Below are 10,955 nucleotides of genomic sequence, written 5' to 3'. Positions count from 1 at the left end.
GACCACACGCATCCACGCCACGGGCAGTGGCACCACGGCCAGTGACACCATGGACATCCACGCCACGCGCACCGGCAGCAGGTACACCCACCCCACGACGCCACCGTCCGCCCCCGCCCTCGACGTCGACAAACTCCTCGCCGCCCGTCTGCACGCCGCCCGCGCCCGGCCCTACCTGGCGACGGCCCTGTTCGCCCTGCACCCCGTCGCGTCGGCGCGGGTGCCCACGATGGCCGTCGACCGGCACTGGCGGTGCTACGTGTCGCCGAACTTCGTGGACCGCACCCCCGAGGAGGAACTCGCCGGTGTCTGGGTGCACGAGGTGTCGCATCTGCTGCGCGACCACCACGGGCGCTCCGACCGGTATGCACGGGCGCACCACCTCACCGGCCCGGCGGAACGGCTGAGGATGAACATCGCGGCGGACTGCGAGATCAACGACGACGTGTTCGGCGACGGCCTGGTCCGGCCCAAGGGCGCGATCACGCCGAGCAGCCTGAGGCTTTCGGCCGGAGAGCTGATGGAGGACTACCTGGGCCGGTTCCGGCTCGGACCGTACACCCAGGGCATGGCCTGGCTGGACTGCGGCAGTGGCGCCGACGGACTGGACCGGGAGTGGGACCTCGGGCCGGACGGCGCGCACGGCCTCAGCGAGCAGGAACGCGACGCGGTCCGGTTCCGGGTCGCGCAGGGCATCAACGCCCGGCCGGGAGACGTCTCCAAGAGCTGGCAGCGGTGGGCCGAGGAGGCGTTCCAGCCCCCGCAGCCCTGGCGGGAACTGCTCGGTGCGGCACTGCGCGCGGCGGTCTCCGGCCCCGGCGCGGGCGACGACTACTCCTACGGCCGTCCCGCACGACGCTCGGCCGGTCTGCCCGGCGTCGTGCTGCCGAGCCTGCGGCGCACGCCGCCCCGCGTCGCGGTGGTCATCGACACCTCCGGCTCGGTCAGCGACGCCGAACTGGGCAGCGCGCTCCGGGAGGTAGCGGCGATCTCCCGGGCGGTGGGCGGCCGCCGCGACATGGTCTCGGTGGTGTCGTGCGACGCCGCGGCCACGGCTGTGCGGTCCCTGTGCCGTGCCGAGGGGATACCGCTGGTGGGTGGCGGCGGAACGGATCTGCGCACGGGTTTCGCCACGGCCCTCGGGTCGCGTCCCCGGCCGGACGCCCTCGTGGTGCTGACCGACGGTCAGACACCCTGGCCGGACCGGCGGCCCCCGTGCCGGACGGTGGTCGGCTTGTTCCCCCGCCGCACGGCCGGCTCCTCGCACGACGAGAACGACCCTGAGTACCGACCGGACGCACCGCCGGGCTGGGCCCGGGCGGTGACCATCACCGAGGGCCCCGGCAGCCGGTGAACCGAGCGCGGCGCCGGCTGCACGGTGCCGGGCCCCGGGCCCCGGCCCACCGACCTGGGGGACCGGGACCCGGAGGGCGTCAGGTCCCGGTCACGTCCGTGACTGTCCACCGCTGGTTGGCACCGGAGTTGGGCTCCCAGGTCGTCACCGCGGCGCCCTCGTGGGTGGCCTGGCCGCCGACCTCCAGGAGGCGCCCGGTGGCCGCGTTGATCAGCGTCCAGGCGCCGTCGCCGGTGCCCGACACGATCCACTCGGCGGCCCTGTCCCGTTTGCCGGTGTCGGGCGCGGCGACCGGGACGTCGTCACGCACGGTCAGACGCCTGCGCTCACCGTCCTGCGTACTGGTGAACTCGTAGCGCTGCCGCACTCCGTCACCGGGACGCACCGTGCTCAGCCGCCACCGCTGGGCCGCCGAGCCGTCGCCGGTACCGATGACGAGGCCGCTGCCGTCGCCGCCGACGGTGACGGCCTTGCCGCTCTGCGCACCGGTCAGGGTGTAGGTGTGGCCCTTGCGCAGCAGCGGGGCGTCGGCGGCGACGCCGGAGACACCTTTGACGACGAAGGACGTCACCGACTGGGCGGGCACCGTGAAGGTGGCCGTGCGGTCGCCGGCCCTGATGGCCCTGTGCCGCTCCAACTTGCCGTCCGCACTGGTCACGACGGGCGTGACGGTCGCGTTCCGGCTGACGGTGCGGAACTTCGAGAGGTCCACGGTGACGTCGCGGGCCCCGGTGGTGCTGTTGACGTGGACGACCGAGGCGCCCTTGCCGTTCTTCGTCACCGCCGCCGCGCTGGAGGTGTCGTTCACCTGGATCAGCCGGTCGCCGGGCCTGATGAAATGGGTGAAGTTGCGGGCGGTGTCGAACTTGGTGTTCGTGTGAACGGGGCAGGACTCGAGGGTGTCGGCCGCCGTGCAGCTGAACGGCAGCTGGATCTCGCCCCAGTTGCCGCCCTTCGCGGACTCCCCGCCGGGCCTCATGTTGTCGTGGTCCTCGACGGGTTGCCAGAACACCCATGCACGCGGTTCGAGTTCGCGCAGATCGTCCACGATGCGCTGGGCGAGACCGAGACCGGGACGCATGTCGGTGAAGCTCTGTCCGTCGCCCCAGTCGCCCTCGACCTCGCTCATCCACAGCCGCTTGTCCGCCGCCTTGGAGAGGTCGCGGACGGTGGTGCGCTGCCCGGTTCCGTAGGTGTGGACGTTCATCTGGTCCACGAGGTCGCGGGCCGCGGGGGAGTAGGTGTTCCAGTTCCGGGCGAACGTGGACGGGTTGGTCTCGTCCATGGCGGAGATTTTGGCCCCGGTCCTCGCCTTCCTCAGCGCCGGCGCCAGGGCGTGGAGCACCTTCTCCTGGAGCTCGGGGCCGATATGGGCGCCTTCCTGCCGGCCGCCGACGGGCTCGCCGTCCGGGCCGAGACGGGTGCTCCAGTAGGTGGTGTTCGGCTCGTTGAACGGGTCGACGGTGTCGACCTCGATGCGGTGCGCCTTCTCCAGCCGCTTGGTCGCGCCCGCCAGATAGGCGGCGAAGTCGTCGACCGACTCGGCCTTGAGCTGGTCCCCGGAGGCGTCGAACCCGCCGGAGACGTAACCGCTGACGGTCATGAACCAGGGCGGGGAGTTGCTGAAGGTCTCCCAGTGGGTGATGTCCTTCTTGATGCGGTCCACCCACCAGCGCTGGGTGGCATCGGCGTCGGGGTTCCAGTCCGCCGGGTCGTCGGCGTCCCACCAGCCGGTGTCCTCTCGGGTGGTGCCCGCCGGCGTCTTCCACCAGCCCTCGACGGCGCCGCCGGCACGCAGATAGTCCTTGACGTCGGGGGCGTTGCCACCACCCACGTTGTAGCGGGCGATGTTCAGGGCGAGGCCCTCGTCGCCGAAGAGGAGTTCGGCGAGCTTTTCGCGTATCTCCGGCGGGTAGTCGCCCGTGGCGTTGGCGAACCAGGCCAGACTGGTGCCCCAGCCCTCGAACTCCTCCTGCTGATAGGACGGATCGGGCCGGACGGTGACGGAGGGAACGGAGGGGACGGAGGTCTCCGCCCGAGCGGTGGACGCCGGGGCGGGGACCAGGGCGGCCCCGGTGGCCAGGGCGGTGAGGCCGGCGGCTGTCAGGCGCCGTCCTCTGCCGGTGCGGTGTGCCATCGGTGTGCTCCCAACATTGAGGTGTGGTCGCGCTCTGGTGGAACCCTCCGGCCGCGCGGTGCGCGCGGCCGGAGGAGAAGGCGGCCTCCTGGAACGACCGTGCCGTGCCGGGGAGGTGGAACAGGTGCTCCCGCCCCGCCCCTGCCGGGTCCGGGAGTCGAGGCGGTCGCCGCGTCTCAGCCGGCCGGCTGCCGCAGTACGGCGACGGCACGCGGTCCGAGGACCAGCGCACCGCCGTCCCCCTCCGTGGTGCCGAGCAGTACCTCCCCGTCGAGGCCGTGCACGGGGACTGCCGTGTCGGTCCGGTTCACCAGGAACAGGAACCGGCCGCCGGGACCGCTGCGTACCGTCGTCTCGATCAGCCCGCGGACCTCGGTGGGCAGTTCGCTCTCCACGCCGGCCGGTGCGAGCAGCCGGGGCAGCAGCGAGGTGAGCCCTGCGACACCGAGCCGGGTGGAGACGTAGGCGCCCGAACCGGTGCCCGTGGCCTTCCGGGTGACGGCAGCCCGGCCGGCGTGTACGCCGGTGCGGTAGCGGGCCAGGACGTCCGTCCCCGGCGCGACGGTGATCCGGTCGGTCCACAGACTGCCCGTCGTCGCGTCGTCGAGCTCCACCGTGTCACCGTCGAGCAGCGGACCGAACTCTTCGATGCGGATGCCGAGCAGCTCGCGCAGCGCTCCCGGATAGCCGCCGAGCCAGACGTGGTCGTGCTCGTCGACGACACCCGAGAAGTACGTGGTGATCAGGTGGCCGCCCTGCTCGGTGTACCGGGTGAGCGTCTTGGCCAGGTCGGCGGGGACCATGTGCAGCACCGGCGCGACGAGGACCTGGTGGCGGTGCAGATCGGCACGGGTGGTGACGAGGTCGGCGCGGACCCCGAGGGCCAGCAGCGCCGAGTACCAGTCGAGCGCCTCCTGCCGGTAGTCGAGCAGCGAGGAGGGATGGGAGTCCTGCTCGCTCGCCCACCACGACTCCCAGTCGTAGAGGATGCCGACCCGGGCGGCCTCCCGTTCGCTGCCCGCGACCGGCGCGAGTGCCTTGAGGGTGGCACCGAGTGCGGTCACCGCGCGGAACAGGTCGCTGTCCGCGCCGGCGTGCGGAACCATCGCCGAGTGGTACTTCTCGGCACCGGCCGCCGACTGACGCCACTGGAAGTAGCACACCGCGTCGGCCCCGTGCGCCACGTGCAGCAGCGAGTCACGGGCCAGGTCGCCCGGACGCTTCGCCACGTTGACGGGCTGCCAGTTGACGGCACTGGTGGAGTGCTCCATCAGGAACCAGGGCCGGCCGCCGGAGATGCCGCTGGTGAGGTTCGCGGAGAAGGACAGCTCGTCGCGGGCCTGCGGCCCAGGATGGACGTAGTGGTCGTTGGAGACGAAGTCGATCTCCTGCGCCCAGTCGGGGTAGTTCATCCCCTTGGTGTTGCCCATCACCATGAAGTTGGTGGTGACGGGGACGTCCGGGGTGATCTCCCGCAGGATGTCCCGCTCGGCCCGCAGATGCTCCTTGAGCGCGTCCGACGAGAAGCGCTTGAAGTCCAGCTGCTGGGTGGGGTTGGGGTGGGACGCGGCCTGCCGGGGCGGCAGTATCTGCTCCCAGCCGGTGTAGCGCTGGGACCAGAAGGCGGTGCCCCAGGCGGAGTTGAGCGCATCCAGGGTGGTGTACCGGACTCGCAGCCAGTTCTGGAACGCACGTGCCGCGTCGTCGGAGAAGTCGTAGACGTTGTGGCAGCCCAGCTCGTTGTTGACGTGCCAGGCGACCAGGGCCGGGTGACCCGCGTAGCGGGTCGCCAGCTCCCGTACCAGGCGCAGCGCGTGGGCGCGGAACACCGGGGAGGTGGGACGCCAGTGCTGGCGCGCCCCCGGCCACAGGATGGTGCCGTCCGCGGTGACCGGCAGGATCTCCGGGTGAGCCGTCGTCAGCCAGGGCGGCGGGGAGGCGGTGGCGGTCGCCAGGTCGACACCGATGCCGCCCGCGTGCAGCAGGTCCAGCACCTCGTCGAGCCAGCCGAAGTCCCAGGTGTTCTCCGCCGGTTGCAGCCGCGCCCAGGAGAAGATCCCCACGGACACGACGTTCACACCGGCCTCCCGCATCAGCCGGACGTCCTCCTTCCAGACGCTGCGGGACCACTGCTCGGGGTTGTAGTCGGCGCCGTACAGGAGGCGGGGGGCACGGTCACCGTCCGCCCCGCTGGTACGGGACAGGAGGGTGGAGATCATGGCGGTCCTTCCGGGTGTCTCGCACCGGGGCGGTACGACGTGCGTGCCGCCCCGGTGTGCTACTTCTCTACGGTGAAGCCCTGCTCGTTGCCGTACTGCACCGACGCGTCCTGCCAGGCCTTCAGGCCGTCCGCCAGCGTGGTGCCGGAGACGTAGGCCTTGCCGACGGTGTCGTTGAAGATCGAGTTGGCGTACACCTGGTACGGCAGGTACGCCCAGTCGTCGGCGACGTTCGCGGCCGACTCGGCGAACACCTTGTTGGCCTGCTGCCCGCCGAAGTACGGGAACTCGGTGTTCTGGAACTCCTCGGAGTCGAGCTGAGCCGTGGTCGCCGGGAAGGCGCCGCCCTTCACGCGGGTCTCGACACCGTCGCCGGCGTTGGCGTACTCCGCGAACGCGTAGGCGAGCGCCTCGTTCTTGCCGAGCTCGGGCAGAGTGAGGGCGCTGCCGCCGTTCTCCGCGCCGGCGTCGGCGCCCGCCGTCCACTGCGGCAGCGGGGCGACGCGCCAGTCACCGGCGGCCTCCTTCACCCCGGAGGCGAGGTTGGCCGGCATCCAGGCACCGATGGCCAGGGTGGCGATGGTGCCGTCGCCGAGGCCCTTGTACCACTCGTCGGACCAACTGGTGACCGGGGCGACAAGCTTCTCGTCGAGCAGCTTCTGCCAGGTTCCGGTGAAGTCCTTGGCCCCCTTGTCACCGAACCCGATCTTCACCCCGGTGCCGTTCACCTCGTAGGGGCGCGAACCGGCCTGCCACAGCATGCTGGTGGTGAAGCCCGCGTCACCCGCGTCGTTGGTGATGTACGCCTTCGGGTCGGCCTTGCGCAGGGCGCGGGCCGCGTCCACGTACTCGTCCCACGTGGTGGGCACGTCGATCCCGTGCTTGTCGAAGACCTTCTTGTTGTAGAACAGCGCCATCGGGCCGGAGTCCATCGGCAGGCCGTAGATCCCCTCGCCGCCGGCCTTCACACCGTTCCAGGGGCCGGGGGAGTACTGGCCGGCGAGCTTGTCGGCGCCGAAGCCGCTGAGGTCGGTGAGCCCCTCGGTCAGCGCGTACTGGCCCATGGCGTAGTACTCGACCTGGGCGACGTCGGGGACGCCCTTCTTCGCGGAGATGGCGTTCTGCAGCGCCTTGTACTGCTCGTTGCCGGTGCCCGCGTTGACGAGGTTCACCTCGACTCCGGGGTGCTCCTTCTCGAAGTCGGCCGCCACCTGCTCGAGCGTGGGTTCCCACGCCCAGACGGTGACGGTGCCGCCCTTCTCCAGGGCCGCCTCGACGTCCGACTCGGAGACCGCCTTCGGGGCGGCGCCCCCGTCGTCGGAACCGCCGCAGGCGGTGGCGCCCAGGGCCAGGGCGCAGACGATGCCGATGCCGCGCAGGAGGCGGCGGGACTGCTTGTGCATGGGCGTGCTTCCACTTCTTCGTGGGCCGGGATTCCGAGGCCGGGACAGGGTGATGTGCGGGAGGGGGAAGAGGGGCGGTGCTATTCCTTGACGCTTCCGGCGGAGAGCCCCGACTGCCAGTACTTCTGCAGCAGCAGGAACGCGGCGATCAGCGGGACGATGGTGATCAGCGAGCCGGTGATGACCAGGTGGAACACGGGCTGCCCGCCGGCGGTCGCGGCCTGGTCGTTCCAGCTGTGCAGCCCCAGGGTGAGGGGGTACCAGTCGGGGTCCTTGAGCATGATCAGCGGGAGGAAGTAGTTGTTCCAGGTCGCGACCATGGTGAACAGCGAGACGGTGACGATGCCCGGCGCCAGCAGTGGCAGCACCACCAGGAAGAAGGTGCGCAGCTCGCCCGCGCCGTCGATCCGGGCCGCCTCGAGGAGTTCGTTCGGGACGGCCTCACTGGCGAACACCCACATCAGATACAGGCCGAACGGCGAGATCAGCGACGGGATGATCACCGCCCACGGGGTGTTGGTCAGCCCCATGGTGCTGAACATCAGGAAGGTCGGCACCGCCAGCGCCGTCCCCGGCACGGCCACGGCGCCGATGACGACGGCGAAGACCGCCCGGCGTCCGGGGAACTCGAACTTGGCCAGGGCGTAACCGCCCAGCACGGCGAGGAGGGTCGCGCCTCCCGCGCCGAGGCCCACGTACAGCACGGTGTTCAGCAGCCAGCGGGTGAAGACACCCTCGTTGTAGGTGAACGTATCGACGATGTTGTCCCAGAGGGCGAAGTCGCCGTCGAACCAGAGGCCGAACGAACGGGACAGCCCTTCCTGAGTCTTGGTGGCACTGATGACCAGCCACACCAGCGGCACCAGGCTGTACAGCAGCACCAGGCCGGTGAGCACGGTCAGCAGCACACTGCGGCGCGGCCGCCCGGGAGTGGAGCCGCGCTGGCGCGTACGCAGCCTGGGGACGGAACCGGAGGCGTCGGACGCGGAGCCGGTCCGGCTCGCGGAGGCGGGGGAGACGGTACTGGTCATCGCTGCTTCACACTCCCTTGCGCATGCCGCGCAGCTGGACGACATAGGCGATGACCATGGTGATCAGCCCCATGACGATGGCGACCGTCGCGGAGTAGTTGTGCTGCTGGCCGGAGAAGGACAGCGAGTACGTGTAGTAGTTCGGCGTGTAGTCCGTGGTGATGGCGTTGGGCGCCAGCTTCTGCAGGACGCTGGGCTCGTTGAAGAGCTGGAAGCTGCCGATGATGGAGAAGATCGTCGCGATGACCAGGGCACCGCGGATCGCGGGCAGCTTGATGGCGGTGATGACGCGGATCTGCCCGGCGCCGTCGATCTCGGCCGCCTCGTAGAGGGAGTGCGGGATCACCCGCAGCGCCGCGTAGAAGATCAGCATGTTGTAGCCGACGAACTCCCAGGTGACGATGTTGCCGATCGAGGCCAGCACCAGGCCGGGGGAGAGCGGGTCGGGCAGCGACAGCCCGAAGGCCTCGTTGACGTCGCCGACCAGGCCGAAGCGGGTGCCGTACATGAAGCCCCACATGAGAGTGGCGACAACGGCGGGCACCGCGTACGGCAGGAAGATCGAGATGCGGAAGAAGCTCTTGCCGTAGAGCCGTCCGCTGTCCAGCGCCAGTGCCACCAGCAGGGCGATGCCGAGCATGATCGGCACCTGCACGCATAGGAAGAGCGAGACCCGGCCGAGCGCGGCCCAGAACCGTTCGTCCTGCAGGGCCTGCCGGTAGTTGTCGAACCCGACGAAACCGGTGCCGCCGATGAGCTGGTCCCGGAAGAGGCTGAGGTAGACCGAATACACGATCGGGGCCAGGAAGACCAGGGCGAACACGGCCACGAAGGGACCGATGAACCCCCACCCCGTCCAGGACCGGCGGTCCCGTCCCACCGGAGGTGGTGCCGGCCGCGGCTCGGCGGTCGCCGGCGGGTGCAGCGTCGTCATGTCGTTCCTCGCTCGTCCACGTTCGGGCCGGGTGGTCACGGCGCCCTCCCCGGGGCCGGGAGCCATGCCCCCTGCAGCCGATGTTTACGCAAACATCGAACGCCGCAGAAGTGCGGCGGGTGGTATGTTTACGTAAACATCTGGTGGCGGCATGTCTACACTGCCCCGAAGACGACGGTCAAGGGTCCTCAGGGAAACCCTGACGCGGCAAGTGGCGACGGGAAGGCGGCCGGAAGCGAGTGGAGACGGTGGACAGCGCGCCGGGGCGGGGGCCCGTCACCGGGACGGCCGCGGCCGGGGAGGACCCGGCCGACCCGGACCCCACAGGCGTGGGTTCGGCAGGCGTGGGCCCGGTGGGCACGGACCCGGCCGGCCAGGAACCGGCCGACGGCGCCGCGCCGAGCCCCCGTCCGAGGGGCGGCCGCCGCGCCAGGGCCTCCATGGCGGACGTGGCCCGCCTCGCCGGCGTCTCCTCCCAGACCGTCTCCCGCGTCTCCAACGGCTACGCCGGGGTGAACGAGGAGACCCGCCGGCAGGTGCTGGCCGCGATGCAGGAGCTCGGCTACCGTCCCAACAGCGCGGCCCGCGCGCTCAAACGCGGCGAGTTCCGCACCATCGGCGTCATCACCTTCTCGCTGGCCACGACCGGAAACGTGCGCACCCTCGAGGCGATCGCCACCTCCGCGGCGCACGAGGGCTACGCGGTGACTCTCCTCCCGGTCGCGATACCGACCCAGGACGAGGTGCGCGGCGCGTTCTCCCGCCTGGAGGAGCTCGCCGTCGATGCGGTGATCGTCATCATGGAGGTCCATCTGCTGGACGCTGCGACGATCCAACTGCCCCCGCACGTCCAGGTCGTGGTCGTCGACTCCGACGCCGGCGAGCACTACACGGTCGTCGACACCGACCAGGCCGGCGGCACCCGTACCGCCGTGCGCCACCTGCTCGGCCTCGGCCACCGCACGGTGTGGCACCTGGCGGGGCCCGAGGGCTCCTTCGCCGCCCAGCGTCGCACCGACGCCTGGCGTGCCGCCCTCACCGACGCCGGACGCGTCCCGCCGGAACTCGTCCGCGGTGACTGGTCCGCGGAGTCCGGCTACCGCGCGGGCCTCGAACTCGCCGCCCTCGACGAGTGCACCGCCGTCTTCGCGGCCAACGACCAGATGGCCCTCGGCCTGCTGCGTGCCTTCCACGAACGCGGCCGGCGCGTCCCCGAGGACGTCAGCGTCATCGGCTTCGACGACATCCCCGAGGCGTCCTCCTTCCTGCCCCCGCTGACCACCGTCCACCAGGACTTCGCCGAGGTGGGGCGGCGCTGTGTGGCGGCCGTCCTGAGCAAGATGCGTCATGACGGCCCCGAGCGGGGGACCACCCTCGTCCCGACCCGCCTGGTACCGCGCGCCAGTACGGCACCGCCGCCGGCGACTCAGGCGCGGACGGGCGGCTGAGGCGGCCCGGCCCGGCTCAACTCACCCTTTCCATAGGTGTGTTGATGTGCGAGACTCGTTGATCGCCAGCGCCGTGATCCGTCGTGGGAGGGAGTCCGTCATGCCGGCCGGCAGGTCCAGCCCTCCGCAGATCGACACCAGGAGGGCGCGCCCCGCGCGGGTCTACTGGTACTGGCGGCGATGCTGTTCGCCGTCTCGATGACCTTCATCGACCGGACCATCGTCGCCATCGCGGCCCCCGACATCGTCCACGAACCGGGTCTTTCGATCCCCGGCATGCAGTGGACGGTCAACGCCTGCCTGCTGGCGCCGGCGGCCTTCTTCGCCCTGGGAGGACGGCTCGCCGACCTGTACGGGCCGCGACGCGTGGTCCTGGCCGGAACGCTGGTGTTCGTGGTCTCGTCCGTCCTGTGCGGCTGCGTCCCCAGG

General features: G+C 70.9%; 8 protein-coding genes. 3 read left to right on the top strand and 5 right to left on the bottom strand.

What is annotated here, in order from left to right; genetic code table 11:
• Nucleotides 1–49 precede the first annotated feature (49 nt).
• The gene (locus AOK11_RS26825; protein ID WP_055596297.1) at nt 50–1,354 is read left to right on the top strand and encodes a vWA domain-containing protein; all 1,305 of its coding nucleotides are present in this window, start codon (nt 50–52) and stop codon (nt 1,352–1,354) included.
• Nucleotides 1,355–1,433: 79 nt separating this feature from the next.
• On the opposite strand, the gene AOK11_RS26820 is transcribed toward AOK11_RS26825, so the two are convergent.
• The 5 genes from AOK11_RS26820 to AOK11_RS26800 all read right to left on the bottom strand — a co-directional run bounded on the left by AOK11_RS26820 (nt 1,434) and on the right by AOK11_RS26800 (nt 9,078).
• Nucleotides 1,434–3,491, bottom strand: a complete 2,058-nt coding sequence (locus AOK11_RS26820; protein ID WP_055596296.1) for an RICIN domain-containing protein — start codon at nt 3,489–3,491, stop codon at nt 1,434–1,436.
• 176 nt (nt 3,492–3,667) lie between these two features.
• Nucleotides 3,668–5,710, bottom strand: a complete 2,043-nt coding sequence (locus AOK11_RS26815) for a beta-galactosidase (RefSeq protein WP_055596295.1) — start codon at nt 5,708–5,710, stop codon at nt 3,668–3,670.
• Nucleotides 5,711–5,769: 59 nt separating this feature from the next.
• Nucleotides 5,770–7,113, bottom strand: a complete 1,344-nt coding sequence (locus tag AOK11_RS26810; RefSeq protein WP_055596294.1) for an ABC transporter substrate-binding protein — start codon at nt 7,111–7,113, stop codon at nt 5,770–5,772.
• Nucleotides 7,114–7,193: 80 nt separating this feature from the next.
• Entirely contained in the window at nt 7,194–8,144 is a 951-nt protein-coding gene (locus tag AOK11_RS26805; RefSeq protein ID WP_055596293.1) for a carbohydrate ABC transporter permease, read from the bottom strand.
• Between the two features lie 7 nt (nt 8,145–8,151).
• Complete coding sequence (locus tag AOK11_RS26800) at nt 8,152–9,078, bottom strand: carbohydrate ABC transporter permease (RefSeq protein WP_055596292.1); 927 nt, start codon at nt 9,076–9,078, stop codon at nt 8,152–8,154.
• 440 nt (nt 9,079–9,518) lie between these two features.
• Between AOK11_RS26800 and AOK11_RS26795 the strand changes: the two genes are divergently transcribed.
• Nucleotides 9,519–10,526: a LacI family DNA-binding transcriptional regulator gene (locus AOK11_RS26795; protein ID WP_055596298.1), complete on the top strand. Its 1,008-nt coding sequence runs from the start codon at nt 9,519–9,521 to the stop codon at nt 10,524–10,526.
• A gap of 180 nt (nt 10,527–10,706) precedes the next feature.
• Nucleotides 10,707–10,955 (top strand): MFS transporter (locus AOK11_RS26790; RefSeq protein ID WP_157869452.1); only part of this gene is annotated, 249 nt, incomplete at its 3' end.

This window comes from Streptomyces hirsutus (genome assembly GCF_001418415.1).
In the GTDB taxonomy this organism is placed as follows: domain Bacteria; phylum Actinomycetota; class Actinomycetes; order Streptomycetales; family Streptomycetaceae; genus Streptomyces; species Streptomyces hirsutus.
The sequence above is the reverse complement of the archived record's forward strand: the minus strand, read 5'-3'. Positions and strand labels throughout refer to the sequence as shown.

Bases quoted from the DNA above. Each gene is read 5' to 3' on its own strand.
- AOK11_RS26825 (WP_055596297.1), top strand. From the start codon at position 50: ATGGACATCCACGCCACGCGCACCGGCAGCAGGTACACCCACCCCACG.
- AOK11_RS26820 (WP_055596296.1), bottom strand. From the start codon at position 3,491: ATGGCACACCGCACCGGCAGAGGACGGCGCCTGACAGCCGCCGGCCTC.
- AOK11_RS26815 (WP_055596295.1), bottom strand. From the start codon at position 5,710: ATGATCTCCACCCTCCTGTCCCGTACCAGCGGGGCGGACGGTGACCGT.
- AOK11_RS26795 (WP_055596298.1), top strand. From the start codon at position 9,519: ATGGCGGACGTGGCCCGCCTCGCCGGCGTCTCCTCCCAGACCGTCTCC.
- AOK11_RS26810 (WP_055596294.1), bottom strand. From the start codon at position 7,113: ATGCACAAGCAGTCCCGCCGCCTCCTGCGCGGCATCGGCATCGTCTGC.
- AOK11_RS26805 (WP_055596293.1), bottom strand. From the start codon at position 8,144: ATGACCAGTACCGTCTCCCCCGCCTCCGCGAGCCGGACCGGCTCCGCG.
- AOK11_RS26800 (WP_055596292.1), bottom strand. From the start codon at position 9,078: ATGACGACGCTGCACCCGCCGGCGACCGCCGAGCCGCGGCCGGCACCA.